We start from the raw sequence: 26,211 nt of genomic DNA on the forward strand, positions 1-26,211 counted from the left end.
CTTTAAGCTTTCTTTTTGTTAAAATGAATACTGCGATCTTGGTAATGCGTATGAAGCAACTGATGAGCACGCTCACTACAAGGTTCGCCTAAAAATTGTTCGTAAATACTTTGAATTTCACTGTTTTCATAACTTAAGCGAATGGTGGCGCGTTCATCTTTGCTATAAAGCGCTTTCATGCGTAAAGCTCGTATTTCATCTGAAGGCGGTAATGCCGAACGAGGTTGTCCACCACCCGCAATACAACCTCCAGGACATCCCATAAATTCAACAAAGTGCCACTCTTTTTCCCCTTTTTGAATTGCTTCTAAAACCGGGCGTGCATTTCCCATACCAGAACAAACCGCAACGCGGATCTCCCCCACTCCTGGAATATCTACAGCTGCCTCTTTGATGCCTTCTAATCCACGTACAGGTTGTAAATTAAATAACGGCTCAGGTGGTCTTTCACCCGTAATAAAGTAGTAACTGGTTCTGACAGCCGCTTCCATTACACCCCCTGTTACGCCAAAAATGGCACCGGCACCACTGTATTCCGACATTAAGCGATCATAATTTGCGGGTTGAAGAGACGTTAAATTGATATTGTGGCTTTTAATTAATCTGGCGAGTTCTCTTGTTGTTAGCACGATATCAACATCACGAAGATTGGGTTTTTCCCATAACACGCTAGCGCCATTCATTTCAGGACGTGCTGCTTCTGATTTTTTAGCGGTACATGGCATAATGGCAACAGAGACAATTTTGGTAGGATCGATATTTTGCTCTTTGGCATAATAGGTTTTTATCATCGTGCCCAACATTGTCATGGGTGATTTTGCTGAAGATAAATTAGGGATCAATTCAGGATAAAACATCTCACAGAATTTAACCCAACCCGGCGAGCACGATGTAAATTGTGGTAATACACCATTATTTTGAATTCGTTGCAGTAATTCTGAGGCTTCTTCCATAATGGTCAGATCAGCCGAAAAGTTTGTATCAAAAACTTTATCAAAACCCAGTTTTCTCAGTGCAGCAACTTGCAGTAACTCAATATCCTTACCCGGTTGCATACCAAACTCTTCCCCTAATGCCACTCGTGTTGCAGGCGCAGTTTGAACAACAACATGCAATGTTGGATCTAATAAAGCCCTAATCACCTTATCCGTATCATCAACTTCTGTTATCGCACCTGTTGGACACCAAAGTGTACATTGCCCACAATCAATACAAGGCACGCTATCAATTAACGGTAAATTATAATTTCCCATCACCGTTTGTACTTTTTCACACACCTCAACACATTGACCACATAAAATGCATTTTTTATCATCACGACAAATTGCTACATTATTAGGATCAATAGGAATTCGGCCTCGGACTTGTACAGGGAAAGTGCCTTTCGCATTATATTGCTCAGGAACCCAGCCAGTACCTCCCGAAACATTACCATCACATCCGGTAGTAACAGCAGTTACCCCAGCTACAAGACTCATCTTTCCAGCAAATGAAAAAAAAGAACGCCGAGATAATAATTTCTCGTCACTTTCTTCTTTTGTAGGGAGAATAGATTTCATTTGTTACAATGCTCCTGCTTTAATATATAAATAAAATTACCGTTTAAAAGTAATAATATATAAATAATTAAAGCTTATTTTTGTTAAATATATTTACATAATTATATTAATAAAAAGATCAATACTTAAAATAAGCATTAACCTTAAAGAAATTATTTTATTGGATAAAACACCCTATCAGCAATCATCGTTTCATTTAAGAAAATCAGGAGAGATTTTTAAATTCAAATAAGTGATAGGGTGTTATTAATGTATATATTGTACTGAAGAAAAATTTAAAGAAAACATTATAGCGCATCATTGATAAAATATAGTTGACTTTATTGATAAATGTCAAAATACAAATAAAAAACAATTAATACACACAACCAACATACAAAAAAAACATTAAAAAAAATAATAAAATAAACTTAATAATCAATATGTTATTAGTGTTGTTATTTTTTATTAATTTATTGAGCGTTTATCTTAATTGATAAATAAAATAAAAAATATAACTTCTTATTTATTTTATTAAACTAAAAATAAAAATGAATGATAAAAAATCTAAATAAAGTATATACTTTTTCTTAATTCAAAAAAAATAACAAAATTATAATTTCATTCAATATTGTAAATAAATTATTACATTTTAAATATAAAAAATTATTTTTTAAAATAGCAATAAGATTCATAATAAATGCAAGTTAAAGATAAAATAGAATATAAAAAATGAGGATAAAAATAAAATAGTTAAATATATTTAACAATAAGATAAGGTGAGTCATTTTAAACATTTTATATATTTTATTTTTAATAAAAATAAAATAAACAATAAAAAAATTATCTATATAAAAATATTCCAGAATTAATCATATAAAAATGAATTATAAAGCATAAAACACTTATAAAAAGAGGTTTGTTTTATCAATAATCAATGTAGAGCCTATTTAGGCATATCCGGCTGATAGATAGGAAAAACAGGCAAAGCCGTTAATAAACGTGAACCATAGTTTTTAGTTAACAGACGTCGGTCATAAATAACAATTTCACCGTGGCAATGATGACTACGAATAAGGCGCCCAACTTGCTGAATTAAATTAAACGATGCGCTTGGCAAGCTCTGTACTTCAAAAGGATAACGTTTTAGAGATTTAAGCCACTCACCTTCTGTCACAATCACCGGATCCGTCACGGGTGGAAAAGCAATTTTATGAATATGCACCTGCGTTAAATAATCACCTTTTAAATCGAGCCCTTCGGCAAAAGATTGCAAACCTATCAATACACTATTATCTCCCGCATCAATGCGCTTACAATGCGTTTCAACTAATCGATAGCGTGGCTGATCACCTTGTACTAATAAGCATAAACGCAAATCTTTCACTTCTTCTAAAAAGCCATCCATTGCACGTTGACTACTAAATAAAACCAATTGCCCGCGATGATTATTCTCTTCCATTTCTTGGCGAAAATAACGAGCCATCTCTTTTAAATGCTCACGTTCATGGAGCATAGTTGGCTCATAGTGCATTTTTGGGATCACCAGTTTACCTTGCTTTTGATGCTCAAAAGGGGAAGACAACGTAATAAAGCGATCATCAAAATGTTCACTTAATCCTGTTAATTCTTGAATACGAGAATAGCTATTTAATGAACGTAATGTTGCAGATGTAATAACCACATGCGGGATATTTTTCCATAATAATTGCGTCAGTTGTTCACTGACACGAATACCCGCGCAATGAAAATAGAGATGAGACTGCTTTTTATCGTAACGGCGAGTTAACCATTTGGATACTGGTGCTTTTGAAGTTTGCTCTAATGTGGCTAAACGCCACAATTTCGCCATATTTTCTAAATAACCCACCATCCTACTGGTCGTTAAAATAGCACGATGTAAACGTACAACATCTTCTTTCGCTGTTCGTTCTGTTAAATCGTTTAAAATAGCTTCGCCCAGCATTTTTAAACCATCTGTTAACTTAAATAATGTCTGACAACTTAACAGAAGTTGTTCCGGTAATTCACCTAACGGAAAGAGATATTCATCTTGTTCACTGCGTTCTGGTAATAGTGCACGGGTAAATGTATCAATCTCTTGATAAGCTTCACGTAACTTAGCAATATGAGCATCAAAACGAATAGGATCAGCTAATTTAGGTGGTCTTACAGGAATAAATTGCGCTAAATACTGGCTAACATGGCGAGTGATATTATCAAGCTGATTATTAAGAGAAACTAAGGTTATTTCCCCTTCGACTTCAAGTGCATCTCGCGCAACATCAGGAATATGATGCCCTTCATCAAGCACCAAAAGCAGATTTTTCGCATCAGGCAATACGGATTCACTTTCCATTGCTGCCATCACTAAAGCGTGATTAGTAATAACGACATCTACTTCATCAATTTCACGACGAGCAATAAAGAAAGGACAGCGATGATAGTATTGGCAATTGCGCCCTAAGCAATTCATTTTATCCGTACTGATTTTGCGCCATAAACTGTCTGTTAGTGCGCGTTTATGGTGATCACGCAAGCCATCCCAACCGAAACTAGTGAAATCATTTTTGAGCTCTCGACAAATTTCTCTTTCTGCACTTGTTGCAACATCAACTTTATCTTCAAGTAAAAACATTAAGTCAATTTGCTCGCCTTCTGTTGCACAGATCGCATCTAAATTGCGAGGACACAAGTAACGCCCACGACCGAAAGCGCCAGTAAACGTAAGATCAGGAATAATTTTTTTTAGTAATGGCAGATCTTTGCTATAAATTTGATCTTGCAGTGCCACATTTGCCGTACTGATTATCAGTGGTTTTTTCTCATCACGGCTAATAGCAATACCCGGAATAAGATAAGAGAGTGTTTTACCCACACCTGTTGGGGCTTCTATTACTAAATGACGTCCCATTTCATCAGAAAAAGTCTTAGCCACCTCCGCGATCATTTCACGCTGTGGCGCACGCGGAATAAACCCTTCAATATGCTCTGGTAGGGCTTTATACCACTGACTTATTTGATTTTTAACTGATTGGGAAAGGGACATAACCACTCTGCAACTGATTTTAAGAAAGGCGTCATTGTCTCATAACACTGTATAAAAATCAGTAGTTACCTTCGATTGGTCTCCTTTTTCATCAAAGAATGGATAACACCTCGAAATTATTGAGCTTTGTTATGGATTATTAATTCAACTCTTCATAGTATGAGTATTCATTATGTAACATCTAAAATAGTCTTATAAAAAATATGATTTATGATTTTTACTAAATACAACATCAGTTAAGAGACTCCTATAATGACCTCTGCAAAGCGCCCTATTTTTAACTTAGAACTTGATTTACTTCGAACCTTTGTTGCTGTTGTCGATGGTAATACCTTTGCAGCAGCAGCGGAATCTGTTTGTCGTACACAATCAGCGGTAAGCCAGCAAATGCAACGGCTGGAGTCGCTAATAGGCAAAGAGCTATTTGCTCGTCAAGGTCGAAATAAAACGCTGACAGAAGCCGGTACACAACTACTTAATTATGCTCGCCGTATTTTGCGTCTGAATGATGAAGCGTGTCTTTCATTGATGCATGAAGAAATTGATGGGATCTTAAAAATAGGATCTCCTGATGACACGGCAAACACTATTTTACCTGATCTTCTCGCGCGTTTTTCTGGAGCTTATCCTCGCTTAATCATGGAAATTATTGTGAAACGTAGTCCGTTTTTAATGTCTATGTTAGAAAATAACGAGCTTGATTTAGCCATTTCCACCGAAGAACATGTAGGTTATCCCAAAATTGTATTACGCGTTTCCCCCTCTTTATGGTACTGCGGAAAACACTTCAGATTTGATCTTGATGATCCCCTACCATTAGTTGTATTAGATGAACCAAGCACATACCGCGATATGATGATTAATCATCTTGATCAGCAAGGTATTCGTTGGCGAATCGCTTATGTTGCTACAACACTTTCAGGTGCTAGAGCCGCTGTACGTGCAGGCTTAGGTATTATGGCGCGTTCAATTGAACTGTCAGGTGATGATTTGCGTATTTTAGGAGAAAAAGAAGGTTTACCCGCTTTACCCGCGATTAGTTATAACCTGTATCTCAATGCCAATAGCCCAGGGAAAGCTGCCCAAATACTGTTTGATTCATTAAAAAACGAACAAAATGAAGTGATTAATCATGCTGATATTACTCTTCAACAAAAATAGTCAAAATAAATAAACTATTACGATAACACATCAGAAAAATCAGCAATAACAAAGACTAGATTTTATCTATACTAGTCTTTGTTATCTATTTAATTCAAATTTCTCAGCCCAAAGACAGGCTAACACTGTACGATATTGAATAAGAATGAAATAATAGCCACCATTATTATAAAATAAAGTTTATCCTATCATCATAACGAGGAGAAAATGTATGCCCATTTCCGTCAGTGAAATAATGGAAATATTGCCTCATCGTTATCCATTCTTATTAATCGATCAGGTTATTTCTAAGCCAGCTGAACTTGCCAGTGGCAAATTAACAGCTATTAAAAGTATCACAACCAATGACACTGTTGTTTTTGGCGAGTTTTACCCACCGTTGTTACTACTTGAAAGCATGGCTCAAGCTTCAGGTGTTCTTGCACATTATTACCTTTCACCTATGAATGAAGATCAGCGATGTTATTTTGCTAGCATAAAAAACGCACGCTTTTATGATGCGGTTAAAGCGGGTGATCAGCTACTTATTGAGATCCAATTTTGCCGGCAGCGTCGCACTATTGTTAGCTTTTCAGGTACAGTAAAAATTGGGGAAAAGATAGTTTGTACATCTGAGTTTATGTGTGCAAGGCAATAAAAAAGGATTGGTGACTCAAACCAATCCTTCTTGTCATTATCTCATTGTTTTATCTTTATTCAGCTTGCTATTTCTTTAACACGTAATAATTGTGTTATTTCTGAAATAGTGACATTATCGAAATCAAGTATCTTTTCAACTAATTGTGCCGATTGTTTAGCTTCTATCACCATAGATGTATTATCGTAAAACTTACTAATCACATCTTTATCTGTTATTGGATTTTTCGGATTACCATACTGAATATCTAATCTCTCCGTGATCTTCTCACCATTTTTTAATGTCACGAAAATTAATCCGGGGAAATAGGTAGGAAATGGAATTTCCCCTTTTTCTGGATAACGATAACTCACACGCTTCGCTAACGATTGAATATCTTCCCGCTGTAGGTTTTCAGGGAATAATGAAGATAGCGTTAAAGCATTATCTAAAAAGCCGGCAGCAAATAACCACGGCAAACTAAATTTGGCGCCATAAGCTGTTTGTGGAGCCCATTTTGTTTCTGGAGGCTCACAAATCAGGGCTGCCGCTACCGGATCGACAACGCACTCCACACTCACAATATCGTCAGCCGTGATCCCTTTTTTCAGTAAATTACGCCCACAATCAACCGTTGCATGAGCAAAATGGCACACCGGATAAGGCTTAATAGAAACATTTAAAAACTCCCATACTTCACCTAATCCCAATGCCACCTGTTCTGGTTGCGCTTGCTCTCGAATGCCATGGGTTTGATAAAGACTATATCGACCTTCAAATATTGTTTCAGGCCCCGTCATTCCACCTTTTGCTAATGATGCCGCGATAATACCTGATTGTGCAGCCCATCCCGCATGAAAGCATTTAGAAGATGAGCTATTGGTAAGATATTCCGCCACACCTCCAGCTTGACTTCCTGTTAATCCTAATGCATTCACAGTTTGTTCAGAGCTCAATTTTAATAGTGAAGCGGCACAAGCCGTTGCGCCAAAAATCCCAGCAATTGCTGTGGTATGAAAACCACGCTGATGAAATCCACTATGGCTTGCTAAGCCCACTCTTGCTGCGACTTCCCAGCCAATCACCCACGCTGTTAAAATATCTTGTGATGATGCATCGATAGATTCACCCAATGCAAAAGCGATCGGCGTTAATACCGCACTGCCATGTGCTATCGAGTCTGTGTGTGTATCATCAAAATCTAATGCATGTGAAGCAATACCATTTGTAAGTGCAGCCACGGTGGTACTTGTCGTTAGCGAACTCCCCCAGATTGGGATATTGCCTTGACTATCAGGTAAAAAAGCCACACCTTGACGACTTTGAATAGCACTTTGTTGCATACTTCCAGCAAGGGCGACACCTAATGTATCTAATAAATGAATTTTGGCTCGGCTAACAACTTGAGCGGGTAAATCAGAAAAATGGGTTGTGGTAATAAATAGAGCTAACTGCTGACTCAATGTCATAAACACCTCGAAGTCGATAAGAAAAAGCCAGCAATATCACCGGCTTTTAGATAATAAGAAGGTTAGATGCAATTAAGTCACTTAGTCATTTAACCAGCCAGAGGCTTTGGTTTGTGCAACAACACGATCAACTTGGGCTGGTGCATTACCAACATATGTCGTTGGATCTAAAAGTGCATCAAGCTCTTCTTGAGTAATGTGATCACGAATACGGGTATCACGATTAATCGCTTCCACGAAGGTAATACCTTCTTCTTGCCCAGACATTGATGCTTCATACACAATTTCATGCGCAGTTTGTTTGCCAGCCTTATCAGATAATGCAAACATCACACGCTCTGCCAACATAAAGCCCCCAAGGATATCCATATTTTCGCGCATTTTCTCGACATGCACATTCAGCCCGCCTATTACTGTTTTCATATTATCAAAAATAACAGACAGCATCAGACACAGCTCTGGCATGATCTTCCATTCCATTTTCCAGATTGCACCATCACGTTCATGTTGGTGTTTCATCATATCCGTTAAAACAGAAAGATTCGCTTTTAGGGTATTACTCACACAAGCCGCATTTTCAACAATGGCAGGGTTACGTTTATGTGGCATGGTCGAAGACCCCACTTGCCCCTTACCGAAAGGCTCAGATAACTCATCAATTTCGTTATGCGCTAACAGTAAGATTTCATTAGCAATTTTACCTAGAGTTCCACTAATTAAACCTATTAGCATGCCATATTCGCTGAATCTATCACGCGCAGGTTGCCATGAAATTTCAGGTACAGCTAAGCCTAAGCGCTTTAATACGCGAGCTTCTAATTCATCTGCCTTATCGCTTAAAGAAGCTTTTGTGCCTACCGCCCCAACAACACTACCAACAAATAAACGAGGCTCGATCTCTTTAAGGCGTTGATAATGACGCGCTAACTCAGTTAACCAAATTGCAGTTTTATGACCAAACGTAATTGGCAGAGCTTGCAATGCTAATGTACGCCCAACCATGGGGGTGTTGCGATGTTGTTCACTTAATGAAAGCAGTGCACGACCTAATACTTTGATATCACGTAAAAACGTATGATGTGCATCTTTTAATTGCAGTACAAGTCCAGTATCAATAACATCTTGTGTTGTTGGACCAAAGTGAACATATTCCCCATAATGTTCTGGACAAGCATGTTCTAAACCACGAATTGTTGGCACTAATGGATGACGAGTAAGACGCACTTGTTCTAATACATAATCCATATCAAGTTTTTCAAGTTTTGCAGTATCTGCAATAACTTTTGCCGCGTCTTTTGGGATCAAACCTAATTCAGCTTGCTCAATCGCTAATGCAGCTTCGTAATCAAGCCAATTTTGCATTCTGGTTTTATCAGAAAAAATAGTTCTCATTTCTTCTGTTGACCATAAATTCTTTAATAAAACAGAATCAAAAACACTGGTTCCCATAATTATTTCCCCTGTTAAAAGAATAATAAAAAAATCGTTTTTTTAATCAAACGACTTGTTAGATTGTTATTTTATTTATGCAATAGAATCTCAATAAAAACACTTTGATAATTTTAATCTAATTTAAAATATTTCTAATCAATTAAAAAATAACATTAATTCAATTAGTTATAAATATCCCTTTATTTATTAGTTATAACTTTTGAATCTTAAATGTTATTTAAGATTTAATTAGAATAATTAATGCTAAAAAATTAGAGGAAGATCATCATTTTTAAAAAATAGCTATTTTAAAAACAAATAAGTTTGTTATAAATAATAGAAACAAAATAAGCACAAACAGTAATTAATCCTTTTATTTAATTACCAGGGAACTCTATTTCTATATTTGGAGATATTAATAATGAAACAAAATAAACAAACAAAACTGATACACAGTGGACGCCAAACAATCAAAACTTCAGGCCCTATTAATCCACCAGTCATGAGAGCCAGTACCATTGTTTTTGATTCAATTAAAAGCTGGCGCGAAGTGCGTGATCGCCGAGCAACAGAGCGTGTTTTAAGTTATGGCGCACGTGGTACCGAAACTGCATTTGCCCTTGAAGCTTTAGTAACCGAATTAGAAGGTGGCTATCGCGCTCAGTTGTTCCCTACTGGATTGGCGGCTATCGCCGTCACTATTATGGGATATGCACGTAGTGGTGGGCATGTTTTATTTGCTGATTCTGTTTATGAACCCGTTCGTAAAATTGCATCGGCTTTTCTTGAACCTAATAACATCGCTTATAGTTTCTTTAAAACCGATGGTTCTGATTTTGAACAAAAAATTCAAGAAAATACACAACTTATTTTTGTCGAATCACCGGGCTCATTACTTTATGAAATGCTCGACTTACCTGAAATTTGTCGTATTGCTCATGAGAGAGATATTCCTGTCGGGGTTGATAATACTTGGGGCTCAGCATGGCTGTATAACCCGCTAGAGTTAGGCGCTGATGTCTCTGTTATCGCTGCAACTAAATATCTATGTGGTCACTCTGATGTGATGATGGGCATTATGGTTGCAAATGAAAAAGCATGGAAAAAAATTGGTGCATTGCCTGAAGCATTAGGCCAAGCCAGTAGCCCAGATGATGCAGCATTAGTTCTTCGTGGCATAAGAACACTAGGTCAACGCATTGCTGCTCATGGTAAATCAGCACTAGCCATTGCACAGTGGTTAGAAACTCGCCCTGAAGTTGAAAAAGTTTGGTTTCCTGAATTACCTAATCACCCTCGTCATGACTTATGGAAACGAGACTGCAAAGGCAGTAACGGTCTATTAACTATTGAATTTAAACAAAAATATACCACAAAACAATCAGAGCAATTTATTGATGCACTTGAACTTTTTGGTATTGGTGCTTCTTGGGGAGGATTTGAGAGCCTTGCTTTACCTGCCAATGTTGTCGGTGCAAGAACAGCCTCTGATTGGCGTGAAGGTCATGGGCCTTTTGTCCGTTTACATATTGGCCTTGAAGCAACGGATGATCTTATTGCAGATATTACACAAGCGTTTTCAGCATTAAACCAATAACAAAAAATATTGCATCATTACCGGGGAATTCACTATGACAGGTTTAATTATTGCCGCGCTGGTAACAGCGCTGGTGGTTTATTTACTGGCGCGGGGTTATAAACCTCAGCCAGTATTATTACTCGGCGGGTTATTACTCTTGCTCTTAACAGCATCTCTAGACCTTAATCCGTTATTACCAGAAAATAAATCCACTCAATTTAAATATTTTGATATTTTCCAAATCTTTACGAATATTATGAGTTCTCGCTTAGCGGGCCTTGGTTTAACATTAATGGCAATAGCAGGTTTCTCTCGTTATATGGAACATGTTGGCGCAAGCCGTGCTTTATTCGCTATTTTTGAAAGACCATTAAAAGCGATAAAATCGCCTTACTTATTATTAGTGATTTCATTTCTAGTTACCCAAATCTTGGTGATCTTTATTCCTAGCCATGCAGGCTTAGGTATGCTGTTAATGGTTACCATGTATCCGATATTAATTCGTTCTGGTATTAGCCCACTTTCCGCTTTAGCCGTAATTGGATGTTGCCAGTTTATCGACCATGGTCCTGGTTCAGGTAATGTGATTATGGCGGCAAAAACAGCGGATATCGAACCTGCTGTCTATTTTGTGCAGTATCAGTTACCAATCACTATTCCTATTATTATTGCGGTTGCTATCACTCACTTTTTTATTCAACGCTGGTGGGATAAACGTGAAGGATTTGTTTTTGACCCAACAACAATTGATGTCGTAAAAGAAGAAGGTAATAAAATCCCGTTATCTTATGCCTTACTACCCGTGATCCCTTTAATTCTAATTATCGGCTTCAGTCCTTTGCTACACCCTTATATTAAATTAGAAGTCACCACAGCGATGATTATTAGTACTGTGATTGCCCTTCTTTTTGAATATGTTCGCTTACGCGATGCAAAAGCGGTAATGAATAGCTTTATGCTGTTTTTTGAAGGAATGGGTAAGCAATTTGTCTTAGTGGTATCGTTAATTGTATCAGGTGAATTCTTTGCGAATGGTTTACTCAAAAGTGGTGCCGTCGATACGCTAATTAGCTCTGCTCAAGATGCGGGTTTTGGTATTGCAGCCATGATCATTGTAATGAGTGCCATTCTCGCATTAGCCGCCTTTTTAATGGGATCAGGTAATGCGGCATTCTTCTCATTTGCCGCCTTAACTCCCAAAATTGCCACCTTCTTAAAAGTAGATGTGATCACCCTAATTTTACCTATGCAAATAATGACAAGCTTTGGCCGTACTGTTTCACCAATTACTGCCGCTATTGTCGCTATTGCGGGTATTGCGAATGTCTCACCTTTCCAAATAGTTAAACGTACCGCTATTCCTATGGCTGTCGCAGCCATTGTGAACTTAGCAATGACATTCTGGTTTTTATATTCCTAATTAAGTTGCGTTACCCCTTGCCCTTAAACTCCGTTACTCCTGAGTTTAAGGGTTTTTTTCTTATCATTGACTGTCAACTTTGATTGAAATCATTAACGTCAACCTTAACTTTACTCAGGCTGTTTATAAAAAATAAATAGCCTGTTTATTTATCTATTTGCCTCTTTTTTACTTAAAAAAACAGATGTTTTCGCCACTATTACTTGTCGATTAAACCAACTGAGTACTTGTTTCAACTTTATATCTCGATATACTTTTGCGTAACATTCATCTGCAAATGAACATTATGAAAAAAATAATTATTGTTATTATCGCGCTACTTGCCTTTGGTTCTATTGGTGGTATTTTCTTGGCGGGTTTAAATATCTATACACGCTCTACGACGCCAATAGAAACTGAGCAAACTCAACCAGAAATATCTCCTACACAGCAATTTCCAGCTATCCCAGACAGCTCACCTTCTACAAAATAAATGAGGTCGCACCGTGGAATACGATTACTTTGTTACTCCCCAATGGCTATTTGAACATCAAAATAACGCTGATCTTGTGATCCTTGATGTAAGTGCACCAATGCCAACTCAAGATATTGATTATCAAGCACTTTACCTTGAACGTCATATTCCACATGCCCATTTTTTTGATCTTGATGAAGTCGCAGATAAAACCACGTCACTCCCCCATATGCTACCTTCTGATGCGCTATTTTCAGAGACTCTGACACAATTAGGTATCTCTAATAGCACGACTGTCATTCTTTATGATCAAGGCAATTTATTCTCGGCACCAAGAGGCTGGTGGACATTCACAACACTAGGTTGTCGTAATGTGCGTATTCTTGCTGGTGGATTACAGGCATGGATTGAAGCGGGATTTGCGACAGAACAAGGTGAAGCAATTAAAGCACCTGCACAGTCTCCTTTTGTTGTTGAGCGCCATGCACAACGTTATGCTAATAAACAGCAACTTCTTGATAATTTAGAGACTAAACAAAAACAGATAGTTGATGCTCGTTCTGCTGATCGTTTTTATGGTAGAGCACCTGAACCTCGCCCGGGTTTACGTAGTGGGCATATCCCTGGCAGTAAAAATGTGCCTTGGAATGAATTAGTTATTGATGGGAAATTAAAAGAAAAAACCGAACTAAAACAAATCTTTGAAAAATCCGGCATTGATTTATCACAACCTATTATTGTGACTTGTGGTTCAGGTATGACCGCGGCAATTTTATTTTTAGCGTTAACTGTATTAGGTTGCCAATCTATTGCACTTTATGACGGCTCTTGGGCGCAATGGGGTGCTGAAAGTGCCCTTCCTTGTGAATGCTAACTTGATCTATTTTGCCTGAAAAAGTAAACCCGCATTAAGCGGGTTTATTATCAATATCGATTAGATGTGAATATTGATGCAAATACATTAACTTGCGAATACTTTCGCAAGATAGAGCACAACAATAGCACCAATGACAGCGACAACAAAACTACCGAAGTTAAAGCCATCCACTTTGCCTTTGCCAAAGAAGCTACTAATTGCACCACCAACAACCGCACCCACAATACCTAAAATACAAGTCCATATCAGACCAATATCATAAGAGCCTGGCATTAAGAATTTCGCCAAAATACCCGCGATCAAACCAAAGATAATCCAAGCAAGAATTCCCATAGTTCCCCCTAAAATAGTCATGATATAAACAACATACCTAAAAATGTCACTTATTGAGTGTAAGTCGAAATAATTATTTTTTCCAATTATTGAAGATAAGTAACATCATATTTAAGATAAATAGAGAAATTATTGTTTAACGAACAAAAAAATAGCGCTAATTTATTAGCGCTATTGTTATCGAATAAGATGATTTTTAAACTACAACGCTTCTATTGCAAGCGCGATTTCTGGCGATGTTTTTAATGTTCTTATTTGCCTAAATAACTCATCTGCTTCTGAGTATTCTTTGCGTAAATAGCTGAACCACTGCTTAATACGTGATGCATGATAAATCGTCGTATCGCCACGCTTTTCTAAACGAACATAGCGCTTTAATAATTCTATCACCTCTTGCCAAGGCATTCTCTCTTCTATGCCTTTTACAACACGACTTAAGTTAGGGGTATTCATTGCACCGCGACCAATCATAATCGCATCACAACCTGTTGTGGCTAAGCAGGCTAATGCATCTTCACGGTTCCAAATTTCGCCATTAGCAATCACAGGGATTGAAAGCCTTTGACGAATATCCCCAATGGCTTGCCAATTAATTTTTTCGGCATTATAACCATCTTCTTTAGTTCTACCATGTATGGTGATTTCCGTAGCGCCACCTTGCACCACAGCATCGGCAATTTCATGACTATACGCAGAAGAATCCCAGCCAAGTCTCACTTTAACAGAGACAGGTAACTCTGAAGGCACTGCGCCACGCATTGCTTTTGTTGCTTGATAAATCGTTTCTGGCTGTTTTAGAAGAGAAGCACCCCCACCACTACCATTGACTGTTTTTGAAGGGCAACCACAATTTAAATCAACCCCCCAAGAGCCTAATGATACCGCTCTAAAGGCATTTTCAGCCAACCATTGTGGATGTTGTCCTAATAATTGTACTCGCACCAGTGTGCCACTCTTAGTGCGACTTTCTGTCTGCAACTCAGGGCATAAGCGATAAAATGCTTTCGTTGGCAGTAATGAATCAACAACGCGTACAAACTCTGTAATACAGAGATCATAATCGTTAATCGAAGTGAGTAATTCTCTCACAAGGGGGTCTAAAACCCCCTCCATTGGCGCTAATAAAACTCGCACTTTTTAACCTCAAAACTCTTTTCTAGCTTTTGACCAAGGGCTTTGATTATTACTACCTTCATCACTTTTACGTGAACGGCGAGGCCCTAATTTTCCGCTACGAGAGCCATCTTTATTACGGTAGTTTTCTCTGTTTTTATTACGCCCAGACTCTTTGCCTTCGTTGTCACCCTCTGTACGGTTATTGTTGCGATTGTCCTTACCGCGAATATCTGCACGACCACCACTTCTACGTGGTGTTTTATTCTTTGGCTTTTTATGCAAAGGCGCAGCTTTAATTGAAGGATCAGGATCGTAACCTTCTAATGCTAAACGTGGGATTTCACGTTTTAATAAACGTTCAATATCAGCTAATAAACCATGTTCATCAACACAAACTAGCGAAATAGCCTTACCCGTTGCAGCTGCACGACCTGTTCTACCAATACGGTGCACATAATCTTCTGCAACTTGCGGTAATTCAAAATTGACGACATAAGGTAGTTGGTCGATATCAAGACCACGAGCGGCAATATCTGTTGCAACTAACGCTCTTAATTTACCGTCTTTAAAGTCAGCTAAAGCTCGGGTTCTCGCACCTTGGCTTTTATTACCGTGAATAGCCGCTGATTTAATACCATCTGCATTTAAATGTTCAGCAAGTTTATTTGCACCATGTTTAGTGCGGGTGAAAATCAGTACTTGTGACCAATTTTCTAAACCAATTAAATGTGATAACAGTTCAGTTTTACGCTTTTTATCAACTAAATGTACATGTTGATCGACAGATTCAGCAGCTGAGTTTTTTGGTGCAACAGAAATACTCACCGGATCATTTAAGAGCGAATTGGCAAGACCGGTGATCTCTTTAGAAAACGTCGCGGAAAATAGTAAGTTTTGACGTTTTTTCGGTAATTTACTAATCACTCGGCGAATATCGTGAATAAAGCCCATATCTAACATACGATCAGCTTCATCAAGCACTAAAACTTCAACGCGAGAAAGATCAACCGCATTTTGATGTTCAAGATCGAGTAAACGTCCTGGTGTTGCAATCAATACATCAACACCACCACGTAACTTCATCATTTGTGGATTAATGCTCACACCACCAAAAACAACTAATGAACGAATAGGAATATAACGGCTATACGCTTTTACATTTTCAGCAATTTGAGCGGCAAGCTCGCGTGTTGGTGTCAAAATCAGCGCTTTAACTGGTTGGCGACCTTTTGTTTTCGTAGCTGATTGAGATAACTTTTCCAATATTGGTAATGTAAAAGCTGCTGTTTTACCTGTGCCTGTTTGTGCACTGGCTAATACGTCTTTACCTGCCAAAATCGGCTCAATCGCCTGTTGTTGAATAGGGGTTGGGGTTTTATACCCTTGCTCATCAATAGCGCGGAGAAGCGCCTCACTTAAGCCAAGCGATGTAAAATCGGTCAAAACAGTAGTCTCCTACAACCAGAACGTATAACACGGTGATTGAAATTAAAAATGACGGGCTTTCATACTGTCAATCTATAGGTATTGTTACTCTATAAGTACTATCATTTCTAGATATAGACAGTGATGAAAGAGAATGAACCTTGCTAGGTTAACCTAATAACCCCTATTTTAACAGTTTTTGCTATATTCAGAATACAAAAATAATTTTCAATAATAGATAGTGTTTTTTATTACAAATCACCTTTATTCGATTATTTATTACAAATTTTCCCTATTGTTCAATATCATCTAATATAATACTCCTTGTTATCGCTGTTTTTAATATCATTGGTTTTGTTACATTTTACTTAAGTAAGGTATCTTCTATTATGTCAGAAACCCATCAGAAGACGACACGTGGTGAACTAGCAAAACGACAATTATTGGAAGCGGCATGTGAGATCTTTGGTAAAAATGGCCCCGATGCAGCCACAACACGCCAAATTGCACAAGCTGCTCAACAAAATATTGCCGCTATCGCTTATTATTTTGGTTCTAAAGAAGGGTTATATCTCGCCGTTGCACAACATATTGCTGATCTTATTCGCCTTGATTTTGAACCGACAGTAGTCATTCTTGACGAATTTCTTGAGCGGCCTAACCCAGCAGAACATTTGCCATTACTGCAAACGCTTATCACTGATAGTTTTCTACAATATGCTCGTCTTGTGCTTGATAAAGAAAATATTCATCTTAGTCGTATTATGGCAAGAGAACAGCTTGTTCCCACAGAAGCATACTCGCTAATCCATCAACAAGCGTTATCGCCTCTTTTAACGCGTGTAAACAAACTATTAGCTCTCTATATTGGTTTAGATCCTTCACTTCCAACGACAATGCTACACACTCACGCTATTTTAGGAGAAGTGCTATCATTTCGTTTAGTAAGAGAAACCATTCTTAGACAAACAGGATGGGATAGAATAGGTAAAAATGAATATCAAATTATCTCGAACACCTTAAAAACTCATATTACTTTATTACTCAACGGATTAAGAGAGATTTACACTAACCCACATCACGCATAAATAGAGTTATTATGAAAACTAAAAAAGTCAGTTTGTTTATTATCTTAATGATTATTATCGGTATTATTGCAGGTATCTATTATTATGAAGAAAACAAAGAGTCTGAATTAGTACTCTATGGCAATGTCGATATACGTACAGTCAATCTCAGTTTTCGTGTTGCTGGAAGATTAGACTCATTACTCGTTGACGAAGGTGCACCCGTCCAAAAAGGACAACTATTAGGTAAGCTTGATGATGCCCCCTATCGCAATGCACTCAATAAAGCTTATGGTGAGCGTGATAGTGCCATTGCTTCGTTAGCTTTAATGGAAGCGGGGTATCGTACTGAAGAAATCGCGCAAGCTCAATCTGATGTGTCATTAAAGCAAGCCGCTTGGCAATATGCCGATAACTTTTATAAACGCCAGCAAGATCTTGCCAAGCGAAAAGTCATTTCAGCCAATGATTTAGATAGCGCAAGAAATAATCGCAATCAAGCAGCCGCAGCCTTAAAAGCAGCACAAGATAAATTAAATCAGTATCAAAATGGTTATCGAAAAGAAGATATTGAGGCGGCAAAAGGGCAGGTTATGCAAGCTAAAGCCGCCGTTGCACAAGCTGAATTAAACCTCCAAGACACACAATTAATCTCTCCATCACAAGGTACTGTGTTAACTCGAGCTGTGGAACCAGGCACAATGTTATCTGCCGGAAGCCCTGTATTTACGGTGTCATTAACTAACCCTGTTTGGATCAGAGCTTATATCAGTGAAACACATTTAAACGAAGCTATTCCTAATCGAGAAGTTTATCTCTACACCGATGGACGTAAAGATAAGCCATACCATGGCACGATTGGATTTGTTTCCCCTACAGCCGAATTTACGCCAAAAAGTGTCGAAACACCTGAATTAAGAACTGATTTAGTTTATCGCCTCAGAGTGGTTGTGACAGATGCTGATGACGAATTGCGCCAAGGTATGCCAGTCACCTTAAAATTTGCCTCCTCTCATTAAGTGTGGGGAAAAAATGGAACACACTGATTACACTATCGAACTTAAAGGTGTTGAGAAACGCTTTATAGGGATGGAAAACCCTGCTGTTTCGTCATTAACCGCCACCATCACAGGTGGCTCTGTGACGGGGTTAGTTGGCCCTGATGGTGCAGGTAAAACAACCTTAATTCGGATGCTTGCGGGTTTATTAAAACCTGATGCGGGTGATATTCGAATTTTGGGTATGGATCCGCAAAAACAGAGTGTCGATGTCAGAGCAATTCTTGGCTATATGCCACAAAAATTTGGGCTCTATGAAGATTTAACGGTATTAGAAAACCTTAATCTTTATGCTGATTTAAAAAATGTCATTGGTGAGGAGCGCGAAAAAGTTTATCACCAACTACTCACTTTTACTGATCTTACTCGCTTTACATCTCGCCTTGCAGGTAATCTTTCCGGAGGGATGAAACAAAAACTTGGCCTTGCCTGTACTTTATTAGGTAGCCCTAAAGTTTTACTACTTGACGAGCCAGGTGTCGGGGTCGATCCCATTGCACGCCGTGAACTTTGGCAAATGGTACATGCTTTGGCTAGCGATGGCATGTTGATACTATGGAGCACCTCTTATCTTGATGAAGCAGAGCAATGTAAAAACATTCTCTTACTTAATAAAGGAGAGCGACTTTATAGTGGCATCCCTCAAGATTTAACAGCCAAAATGGCAGGTCGCTCTTTTTTACTTAATGTTGAAGGTCATCAGCGTAGAAAAGTATTGCAACAGGCGATTATTCAACCTCAAGTAACTGATGGCGTTATTCAAGGGCAATCCGTTCGTTTGATCTTGAAAAAACAGAGTAATCAAACTGAATTACTGAGTGCTTTGGGTAAACCTGATGCGAAGCTTATTCCTGCTACACCTCGCTTTGAAGATGCTTTTATCGATTTATTAGGAGGTGGGCCTTCTCATAAATCTGAATTAGCTGAAATTATGCCTCAGATCCCCCCCTCACCTAACGAGACTGTGATTGAAGCACAACAGTTAACCAAAATGTTTGGTCAATTCGCAGCAACCGATCATGTCGACTTCCAAGTTAAACGTGGTGAAATTTTCGGTTTATTGGGCCCTAACGGTGCAGGTAAATCGACAACTTTTAAAATGATGTGTGGTTTATTAGTCCCTACCAGCGGTAAAGCCCTTGTGCTAGGGATGGACTTGAAAGAAAGCTCGGGTAAAGCACGCCAACATTTAGGTTATATGGCACAAAAATTCTCACTTTATGGCAACCTTAAAGTGGGACAAAACTTGAAATTCTTCTCTGGTGTTTATGGCTTACATGGCAAACAGCAACGCGACAAAATCAACGATATGTTAACAGCTTTTGGTTTACAACCGATGGTAAACCAAATCACTGAAACCTTACCTCTAGGTTATAAGCAACGCCTTGCCCTTGCGTGCTCATTAATGCACGAGCCCGATATTCTCTTTTTAGATGAACCTACATCAGGCGTTGATCCATTAACGCGAAGAGAATTTTGGCTACATATTAATGGTATGGTTGATAAAGGGGTGACTGTGATGGTTACCACTCACTTTATGGATGAAGCCGAGTATTGTGATCGTATTGGCTTAGTTTATAGAGGAAAAATCATTGCGGCCGGCGAGCCTGATTCTCTTAAAAAAATGGTTGCCAGTGATGATAATCCAACCCCTTCAATGGAAGATGCCTTTATTGGTTTAGTGCTGGATTATGATAAGAAACTTGAAAGTGAAAATGATAAAGGGAGCGAAAAACATGCATAATTCAGCTCAATCATCTCATGCTCGCTTTTCTTGGCGACGTTTATACGCACTGTGTTTAAAAGAAACAAAGCAAATTACTCGTGATCCCAGTAGTGCCCTAATTGCTATTGTTATCCCACTTACTTTGCTGTTTATTTTTGGATATGGCATTAATTTAGATTCAAGCAAATTAAACATTGGTATTTTAACGAATCAACAAAGCCAACCAGCACAAGAGCTTGTTTACACCTTCACAAACTCACCGTATATCAATGCAACTATTAGTGATAATCGACAATTATTAATCGATAAAATGCAAGCGGGACAAATTCGTGGCATTGTCGTTATTCCTGTTAATTTTGCTGAATTGCTTGCCCGTCAAGATACTACAGCCCCTATTCAAGTGATCACTGATGGCAGTGAGCCCAATACCGCAAACTTCGTTCAGGCTTATACTAAAGGAGTTTGGCAAATTTGGTTACAACAACAAGCCATTAGTAAAGGTATTGATACTACACCATTAATTGAAATAGAACCTCGCTATTGGTTTAATCCTGCTGCAATCAGCCAGCACTATATTATTCCGGGTGCAGTGACTATTATTATTACCGTAGTTGGAGCTATCCTTACCTCGTTAGTGATTGCTCGCGAATGGGAAAGAGGCACTATGGAAGCCTTACTTTCCACTCAAATTACGCGCACAGAACTCTTACTTTCAAAACTTATTCCTTACCAAGTGTTAGGTAGTTTTGTCATGATCTTGTGTATGATAGTCACCGTGTTTGTGCTTGGCGTACCTTATCGAGGATCGTTGTGGATTTTAGGCGGGATCACCTCGCTCTTTTTAGCTACCGCTTTAGGTATGGGGTTGCTTATTTCCACGCTAACGCGCAATCAATTTAATGCCGCAATGATTTCATTAAACGCTGCATTTTTGCCCGCAATTATGTTATCAGGCTTTGTTTTTGAAATTGATAGTATGCCCATCTTTATTCAAGTGGTGACCTATTTTATTCCTGCGCGTTATTTTGTGAGTAGTTTACAAACGCTATTTTTAGCTGGCGATATTCCGTTGATATTGATGCTAGATATGTGGCTATTAATTGTATCGGCGATATTTTTTATTGGATTAACGGCGTTAGCAACACGTCGTCGATTAGATTAAAGGGAGAACTTTATGTTTTATCGCCTTCTCACCTTGATAATGAAAGAGCTACAGTCATTATTACAAGAGCCTCAAACGCGTATTATTTTAATAGTGCCAGTTATCTTTCAGATGATCTTATTCCCTTTTGCCGCGACGTTAGATGTTACTAATGCCTCTATTGCAATTTTTGATGAAGATAATGGTAAACAATCTATTGAGTTAACCCAACGTATCGCCAAAGCAAGTGCATTTTCTCAAACTCTTTTGCTTAAAAATGAACATGAAATAAAAGAAACGATTGATAATCGCAAAGCGCTTTTATTAGTTCGTTTTCCACAGAATTTTAGTGCTGATTTAGAAAGCCATACTGCTACTAAATTGCAAATAATCCTAGACGGTCGAAATTCTAATAGTGCGCAAATCGCTGCTAATTATGTACAGCAAATCGTACAAAACTATCAAACTGAATTAGCAGGTAATACACCTTCTTTGCTGAATAAAACAGAGCTTGTTGTTCGTAATTGGTATAACCCTAATTTAAACTACAAATGGTTTATTGTACCTTCTTTGGTGGCATTGATTATTACCATAGGCGTTATGATAGTCACCTCACTTTCTGTTGCTAGAGAGCGTGAACAAGGCACATTAGATCAACTATTAGTTTCTCCTCTATCAACATGGCAAATATTTATCGGCAAAGCGGTTCCCGCAATGGTTGTCGCTGCCGTTCAAGGCACTATCGTATTAATTATTGGGATATTTGGTTATCAAATTCCGTTTTCAGGTTCGCTAGCTCTATTTTACTTTACCATGTTAATTTATGGCTTATCACTGGTAGGGTTTGGTTTGTTAATATCAGCCTTAAGTTCGACACAACAACAGGCTTTTATTGGTGTATTTGTGTTTATGATGCCTGCGGTTTTATTATCTGGCTATATTTCCCCCGTAGAAAATATGCCGATTTGGCTACAACATGCCACATGGATAAACCCAATTCGTCATTTCACCGATATCACAAAACAGATTTACCTTAAAAATGCCGATATTACTGTTATATGGCACAGTCTGTGGCCTTTATTAGTGATTGCAGTAGGAACGGGTAGCATTGCCTATTACCTTTTCCAACGGAAGATAGCTTAAAATCCGTATATTGATCACTAACTCTAATAGACTGATGCTAAAGAAAAAAATAATAGGCGAACAAGATACAAATCAGCTTAATATCAGCATAAAAAAATCCCATAACTGACAAAGTTATGGGATTTATTTTTTAAACTGTTTTTAAACTTTTTAACTACATTTATCCGTAGCTATCGTTAAAATTAACGACGATCGCCTAAAATACGCAGTAACATTAAGAACAGATTGATAAAATCTAAATAAAGCGTTAATGCACCCATAATTGAGTAACGGCGCATATTTTCTTTATCTTCTTGGTTAATCTCATTACCCATATCTTTTAATTTTTGTGTGTCGTAAGCAGTTAAACCTGCAAAAATTAACACACCAGCGTAAGAAATAACCATGCTCATCATTGAGCTTTGCATAAAGATATTCACAATAGAAGCAATAATGATACCGATAAGCCCCATAAACAGGAAGCTACCCATACCCGTTAAGCTACGTTTAGTGGTATAACCGTAAATGCTTAATGCACCGAACATTGCCGCACAAATAAAGAAGGTGCTAGCAATTGAAGATGCAGTATAAAGCAGTAATACGCTTGAGATAGTCACACCTGTTAACACGGAATAGAGCATAAATAATGAGGTTGCCATTGCACCACTCATTTTATGAACCATACCTGATAACACGAAAACTAGCCCTAATTGAGCAATGATTAAACCAAAAAAGACGATCTTGCTGGAGAAAATCATTGATAATAGTGCTTCGCTTGATGCAACGTATAATGCAACAAACGCAGTTAATAACAGCCCTACCGTCATCCAACCATAAACCTGAGCCATAAAGGTTTGTAGGCCAGAACCTGTGCGCTGTACGATTGAATCATTTGAACGTGAAAATCGATCCATGATGATTACCCTTTAATCATAGTAATAACGTTAGATTTAATAATAACGCTTATTTCAGCAAAGAGCCCATTATGGGCTCATTAGAATTTAATTTTATCACACTAATTTTACATTTCCATGAAATAAACTGTATGAAATGTCACCATAAAATAAATTTAAGTAAAGTAATGTAGTGATTAATTCAGTGTAGTGATTTATTCCCAACGCTCAGCCGAGTCATAATCACTTTGGCGTGCTTCTACCCATCTATCATTATTTTCAGAAAGCCCTTCTTTTTTCCAAAAAGGCGCTCTTGTTTTTAAAAAATCCATAATAAATTCAGCAGACTCAAAAGCACTATTACGATGAGAACTGGTAACGCCCACAAACACTATCTCTTCACCAATATGCAAAGTCCCTACCCGATGAATAACACTGACACGTTGCAAAGGCCAGCGAGAACGAGCTTCATTCACTATATCTGTCAGTGCTTTTTCTGTCATTCCCGGATAGTGTTCAAGCGTGAGCGTACTCACTTCATCACCAAGATTATGATTACGAACTTTACCCGTAAAGGTCACAACAGCACCATCGCTGTCGCACTCTGAAAGCCATTGGTATTCATCACCCACGCTAAAATTTTCAGTTTGTACTGAAATACGAGTTGATGCACTCATCTTATCCTCCTGTAACAGGTGGGAAAAAGGCGATTTCATCACCATCTTTAATAACATGAGAGCCTTGAACAAAAGATTGATTTACCGCTGAGAGTAACTTGCCATCTTCTAACGCAAGTGACCAGCGTTCACCTTTGTTAATTAATACTTTACGTAAATCGTCTACTGTGTGGTATTCACAATCTAATTCGAGAGAATCAACACCCACTAATTCACGCACTTGAGCAAAAAAGAGAACTTTAATCATGCTTCCACCTTAAAGTGACCTGATTTACCACCTGTTTTTTCTAATAAACGTACAGGCCCTATCACCATATCTTTTTGAACGGCTTTACACATATCATAAATCGTTAACGCTGCGACTGATGCCGCAGTTAATGCTTCCATCTCAACCCCTGTTTTACCCGTTAAACGGCAAACAGATTCAATGCGTACACGGTTAGACTCCGTTAGTGCTTCTAAACGCACTTCGACTTTAGTTAATAACAGCGGATGACATAATGGGATCAACTCCCATGTTCTTTTTGCTGCTTGAATACCAGCAATTCTTGCCGTGGCAAAAACATCACCTTTATGATGTTTACCTTCAGTGATCATACTTAATGTTTCTGCTGACATTTCAACAAAGGCTTCAGCACGTGCTTCTCGTACTGTTTCAGCTTTAGCGCTAACATCCACCATGTGAGCTTCACCGGCGGCATTAATATGGGTTAGTTGAGACATGCACAACTCCTGAAATTAACGAAATAACAGAGCGAAAAACTATCCACCAATAACTGATAAGTTCGGTGTAATACCGCTATCGCCTTGATGAAGAAAATGGGTTTCTCGTTTATGAAGAAGACCACCCTGAATACGCTGTTGTAATGCTTGTTGTTGACTATCATCAGCAAGTAAGTCACGTAAAGGAATTCCATTTTCACCAAATAGGCAAAGATGAAGATTACCAATAGCTGAAACACGTAAACGGTTACAAGTTAAACAAAAGTCTTTTTCATAAGGCATGATAAGACCAATTTCACCTTGATAATCAGGATGGGTAAACACTTGAGCGGGCCCGTCACTACGAGCGCGAGGGATCTGTAACCAACCTTCATTGAGTAAGCGCTGGCGAATCACTTCACCAGACAAATGAAAGCGGTTGAAAATATCACTACCGTCACCTGTTTCCATTAATTCAATAAAGCGCAACTGAATCGGTCGGTCTTTGATCCAATTAAGAAAATCAGGGAGGTTTTTATCATTCACATTGCGCATTAGCACAACGTTAACTTTTACTTTTTCAAAACCCGCAGTAAATGCAGCATCAATACCTTCCATTACTTGACTAAATTTATCTTGCCCAGTAATAGCATGGAATTGACGAGGATCGAGGCTATCAACACTCACATTAATGGCACTTAAACCTGCATCACGCCATTGGGCAACATCTCTGGATAAGCGATAGCCATTGGTTGTTACTGCGATTTTTTTGATGGATGCATTGTCTTTAATGGTTGCAATAATATCAGTAAAATCACGACGCATTGTCGGCTCACCGCCTGTTAGGCGAATTTTTTCTGTCCCTAACGCGGCAAAAGATTGTGTCAATCTACTGATTTCATCTAACGAAAGAAATGATTTATGACCATTAGGCTTATAGCCATTAGGCAGGCAATAAGTACAACGGAAATTACAAACGTCGGTAATTGAAAGACGTAAATAGAAAAATTTGCGGGAAAACGCATCAACAAGTTGTTGCATAGTAACACCTTTCCAAATCGGGAGATGCTGGCATTTCTACCTTGCACCCTGGTGACTTGTTTCGTCACGGCCAGAACATCATATCTTGTCTTGTAAGCACATGACTTAGACGTTAAGGCTAGGAGTTAATCTTTATCTGTTTTTCACAGATTTCTAATACCTATATATTTATTGTGGATTCTACCTGCTAATTTTTCAAAAAGCGAACAATGTTTTCGCTATATAATTTATAATACAACGACTTACAATACTTTAATCACTCTAATAACATAAGTAAAAACACCTTTATTGATTAAATATTAGGCTATCAAAAGTA

General features: G+C 38.2%; 23 protein-coding genes and 1 riboswitch. Of the genes, 11 read left to right on the forward strand and 12 right to left on the reverse strand.

Annotated elements, in window-relative coordinates; genetic code table 11:
• Positions 1-2: 2 nt before the first annotated feature.
• Together DK858_RS15030 and dinG are read right to left on the reverse strand one after the other, a co-directional pair.
• The gene (locus DK858_RS15030; protein ID WP_109398094.1) at positions 3-1,559 is read right to left on the reverse strand and encodes a [FeFe] hydrogenase, group A; all 1,557 of its coding nucleotides are present in this window, start codon (positions 1,557-1,559) and stop codon (positions 3-5) included.
• A 925-nt stretch (positions 1,560-2,484) separates the two neighbouring features.
• Complete coding sequence (gene dinG, locus DK858_RS15035) at positions 2,485-4,587, reverse strand: ATP-dependent DNA helicase DinG (protein ID WP_109398095.1); 2,103 nt, start codon at positions 4,585-4,587, stop codon at positions 2,485-2,487.
• A 252-nt stretch (positions 4,588-4,839) separates the two neighbouring features.
• Here dinG and DK858_RS15040 point away from each other — a divergent pair, with 252 nt between their 5' ends.
• On the forward strand, positions 4,840-5,748 hold the full coding sequence (locus DK858_RS15040; RefSeq protein ID WP_109398096.1) for a LysR family transcriptional regulator: 909 nt from the start codon (positions 4,840-4,842) through the stop codon (positions 5,746-5,748).
• Positions 5,749-5,959: 211 nt separating this feature from the next.
• Positions 5,960-6,385, forward strand: a complete 426-nt coding sequence (gene fabZ / locus DK858_RS15045) for a 3-hydroxyacyl-ACP dehydratase FabZ (RefSeq protein WP_109398097.1) — start codon at positions 5,960-5,962, stop codon at positions 6,383-6,385.
• A gap of 59 nt (positions 6,386-6,444) precedes the next feature.
• Here fabZ and DK858_RS15050 read toward each other — a convergent pair whose 3' ends face one another.
• Both DK858_RS15050 and purB read right to left on the reverse strand, forming a co-directional pair.
• Complete coding sequence (locus DK858_RS15050; RefSeq protein WP_109398098.1) at positions 6,445-7,833, reverse strand: MmgE/PrpD family protein; 1,389 nt, start codon at positions 7,831-7,833, stop codon at positions 6,445-6,447.
• Between the two features lie 81 nt (positions 7,834-7,914).
• Entirely contained in the window at positions 7,915-9,282 is a 1,368-nt protein-coding gene (gene purB / locus DK858_RS15055; RefSeq protein ID WP_109398099.1) for an adenylosuccinate lyase, read from the reverse strand.
• 403 nt (positions 9,283-9,685) lie between these two features.
• On the opposite strand from purB, the gene metC reads away from it, so the two are divergent.
• From metC to sseA, 4 genes are all read left to right on the forward strand, one after another.
• Positions 9,686-10,861, forward strand: coding sequence for a cystathionine beta-lyase (gene metC, locus DK858_RS15060; protein ID WP_109398100.1), 1,176 nt, complete (start codon positions 9,686-9,688; stop codon positions 10,859-10,861).
• 34 nt (positions 10,862-10,895) lie between these two features.
• Positions 10,896-12,263 carry a C4-dicarboxylate transporter DcuC gene (gene dcuC / locus DK858_RS15065; RefSeq protein WP_109398101.1) on the forward strand — a complete coding sequence of 456 codons (1,368 nt, stop codon included), beginning with the start codon at positions 10,896-10,898 and terminating at the stop codon, positions 12,261-12,263.
• A 286-nt stretch (positions 12,264-12,549) separates the two neighbouring features.
• Complete coding sequence (locus tag DK858_RS15070) at positions 12,550-12,735, forward strand: hypothetical protein (protein WP_109398102.1); 186 nt, start codon at positions 12,550-12,552, stop codon at positions 12,733-12,735.
• A gap of 13 nt (positions 12,736-12,748) precedes the next feature.
• On the forward strand, positions 12,749-13,591 hold the full coding sequence (gene sseA / locus DK858_RS15075; RefSeq protein WP_109398103.1) for a 3-mercaptopyruvate sulfurtransferase: 843 nt from the start codon (positions 12,749-12,751) through the stop codon (positions 13,589-13,591).
• 87 nt (positions 13,592-13,678) lie between these two features.
• Here the strand turns inward: sseA and DK858_RS15080 are convergent, their stop codons facing one another.
• The 3 genes from DK858_RS15080 to rhlE all read right to left on the reverse strand — a co-directional run bounded on the left by DK858_RS15080 (position 13,679) and on the right by rhlE (position 16,486).
• Positions 13,679-13,927, reverse strand: coding sequence for a GlsB/YeaQ/YmgE family stress response membrane protein (locus DK858_RS15080; protein WP_069367521.1), 249 nt, complete (start codon positions 13,925-13,927; stop codon positions 13,679-13,681).
• Positions 13,928-14,128: 201 nt separating this feature from the next.
• Positions 14,129-15,061, reverse strand: coding sequence for a tRNA dihydrouridine(16) synthase DusC (dusC, locus tag DK858_RS15085; protein WP_109398104.1), 933 nt, complete (start codon positions 15,059-15,061; stop codon positions 14,129-14,131).
• Between the two features lie 9 nt (positions 15,062-15,070).
• Positions 15,071-16,486, reverse strand: a complete 1,416-nt coding sequence (rhlE, locus tag DK858_RS15090; RefSeq protein ID WP_109398105.1) for an ATP-dependent RNA helicase RhlE — start codon at positions 16,484-16,486, stop codon at positions 15,071-15,073.
• A 371-nt stretch (positions 16,487-16,857) separates the two neighbouring features.
• Between rhlE and cecR the strand changes: the two genes are divergently transcribed.
• The 5 genes from cecR to DK858_RS15115 are packed head-to-tail and all read left to right on the forward strand — an operon-like array spanning position 16,858 to position 22,603.
• On the forward strand, positions 16,858-17,556 hold the full coding sequence (cecR, locus tag DK858_RS15095; protein ID WP_109398106.1) for a transcriptional regulator CecR: 699 nt from the start codon (positions 16,858-16,860) through the stop codon (positions 17,554-17,556).
• 11 nt (positions 17,557-17,567) lie between these two features.
• Positions 17,568-18,554: a secretion protein HlyD gene (gene hlyD, locus DK858_RS15100; protein WP_109398107.1), complete on the forward strand. Its 987-nt coding sequence runs from the start codon at positions 17,568-17,570 to the stop codon at positions 18,552-18,554.
• A 13-nt stretch (positions 18,555-18,567) separates the two neighbouring features.
• On the forward strand, positions 18,568-20,337 hold the full coding sequence (locus DK858_RS15105) for an ATP-binding cassette domain-containing protein (RefSeq protein ID WP_109398108.1): 1,770 nt from the start codon (positions 18,568-18,570) through the stop codon (positions 20,335-20,337).
• On the forward strand, positions 20,330-21,481 hold the full coding sequence (locus DK858_RS15110; protein WP_109398109.1) for an ABC transporter permease: 1,152 nt from the start codon (positions 20,330-20,332) through the stop codon (positions 21,479-21,481). Before DK858_RS15105 ends, DK858_RS15110 begins: the two co-directional genes overlap by 8 nt.
• Positions 21,482-21,493: 12 nt before the next feature.
• Positions 21,494-22,603: an ABC transporter permease gene (locus DK858_RS15115; RefSeq protein WP_109398110.1), complete on the forward strand. Its 1,110-nt coding sequence runs from the start codon at positions 21,494-21,496 to the stop codon at positions 22,601-22,603.
• A 182-nt stretch (positions 22,604-22,785) separates the two neighbouring features.
• Here DK858_RS15115 and DK858_RS15120 read toward each other — a convergent pair whose 3' ends face one another.
• From DK858_RS15120 to moaA, 5 genes are all read right to left on the reverse strand, one after another.
• On the reverse strand, positions 22,786-23,496 hold the full coding sequence (locus DK858_RS15120; RefSeq protein ID WP_109398111.1) for a Bax inhibitor-1/YccA family protein: 711 nt from the start codon (positions 23,494-23,496) through the stop codon (positions 22,786-22,788).
• Between the two features lie 194 nt (positions 23,497-23,690).
• Complete coding sequence (gene moaE / locus DK858_RS15125; RefSeq protein ID WP_109398112.1) at positions 23,691-24,152, reverse strand: molybdopterin synthase catalytic subunit MoaE; 462 nt, start codon at positions 24,150-24,152, stop codon at positions 23,691-23,693.
• Between the two features lies 1 nt (position 24,153).
• Positions 24,154-24,399 carry a molybdopterin synthase sulfur carrier subunit gene (gene moaD / locus DK858_RS15130; RefSeq protein ID WP_109398113.1) on the reverse strand — a complete coding sequence of 82 codons (246 nt, stop codon included), beginning with the start codon at positions 24,397-24,399 and terminating at the stop codon, positions 24,154-24,156.
• Positions 24,396-24,875 carry a cyclic pyranopterin monophosphate synthase MoaC gene (moaC, locus tag DK858_RS15135; protein ID WP_072062889.1) on the reverse strand — a complete coding sequence of 160 codons (480 nt, stop codon included), beginning with the start codon at positions 24,873-24,875 and terminating at the stop codon, positions 24,396-24,398. Before moaC ends, moaD begins: the two co-directional genes overlap by 4 nt.
• 39 nt (positions 24,876-24,914) lie before the next feature.
• The gene (gene moaA / locus DK858_RS15140; RefSeq protein ID WP_109398114.1) at positions 24,915-25,895 is read right to left on the reverse strand and encodes a GTP 3',8-cyclase MoaA; all 981 of its coding nucleotides are present in this window, start codon (positions 25,893-25,895) and stop codon (positions 24,915-24,917) included.
• A riboswitch (molybdenum cofactor riboswitch) is annotated at positions 25,885-26,032 on the reverse strand. It overlaps the preceding gene by 11 nt.
• Between the last annotated feature and the right edge of the window lie 179 nt (positions 26,033-26,211).

This window comes from Proteus faecis, assembly GCF_003144395.1.
GTDB classification, from domain to species: Bacteria; Pseudomonadota; Gammaproteobacteria; order Enterobacterales; family Enterobacteriaceae; genus Proteus; species Proteus faecis.